Source organism: Mangrovicoccus sp. HB161399 (genome assembly GCF_013184745.1).
In the GTDB taxonomy this organism is placed as follows: Bacteria; Pseudomonadota; Alphaproteobacteria; order Rhodobacterales; family Rhodobacteraceae; genus Mangrovicoccus.
Window position 1 is genome coordinate 1 of record NZ_JAATVU010000254.1, and the last position, 1,054, is coordinate 1,054.

At 69.4% G+C, this 1,054-nt stretch carries 1 protein-coding gene; it reads right to left on the minus strand.

Going from position 1 to position 1,054, the window contains the following annotated elements:
- Positions 1–24: 24 nt before the first annotated feature.
- Positions 25–1,054, minus strand: a 1,030-nt coding sequence (locus HCC78_RS32715; protein ID WP_172332842.1) for an IS66 family transposase, incomplete at its 5' end; no start/stop codon positions are given.

Here is a 1,054-nt window from a genome sequence, read left to right on the forward strand (position 1 = left end):
GTTAGCATCCGGCGAGGGCGGCGGTCATGCGGCCTTGCGTGACAAGGCGCTTTGTGGCGTCCAGTTCCAGGGCAGAAGCTCAGGTACGCGCGAGACCTTGGTGTCAGGCAGCCGCGCCAGGACATCAGCGAGCCAGGCCTGTGGATCGATACCGTTCATCTTCGCCGTCACGATCAGCGTGTACATGAGGGCCGCCCTGTCGCCGCCGCGTCCGGAACCTGCGAAGAGCCAGGACTTCCGGCCGAGGGCGACACCCCTGAGCGATCGCTCCGCGGCGTTGTTCGTCAGGCAGATACGGCCGTCATCGAGGAAGCGGGTGAAGGCGGTCCAGCGGCCGTCGCTCAGCACGTAGTCAATCGCCTTGGCAACGGGCGCGTGCCGCGACATCCGTCCGCGTTCCGATGCCAGCCAGCCATGCAGGCCGGCGACCAGCGGGCGGGCCGACTCCTGCCGTGCGGCCAGACGTTCCGCGGCAGGCAAGCCATTGATCGCTCGCTCGATGTCGAACAGCGCGTCGATCCGGGACACCGCCTCCAGCGCCACGGGCGATATCTCGTGCGCGGGACGCTTCTTGCGGACCTGTCCGGCAATGTCGGCGAGCTCGAAGAACTTTCGCCGCGCGTGGCTCCAGCAGAGCGCGCTGGCCACCGGGGCCGGGGCACGGTCCCCGAGGTAGAGATCGTTGTAGCCGCCATAGGCGTCGGCCTGCAGGATGCCGGTCCAGCCCGCCAGGTGGCCGTTGGGATGGGTCTTTTCGCGGTCGGTCGAGAAGAAGAACAGCGCCGCCGGGGGCGCGCCGCCCGCGAAGGGGCGGTCATCGCGCACATAGGTCCAGAGCCGCGCCGTGACCGTGCCGCCCTTCGCCAGCAGCGGCACCGTGGTGTCGTCGCCGTGCAGCCGCTCCGCCGCCAGGACATGGGTCCGGATCAGCTCGTGGATGGGTCCCAGCGCTGCCGCGCAGGCGCCCACCTGATCTGCCAGGGTCGAGAGGCTGAGCTCGACGCCTTCGCGGGCAAAGCGTTCGGAGAGCCGGTTCAGCGGCTGGTGCTGGCCG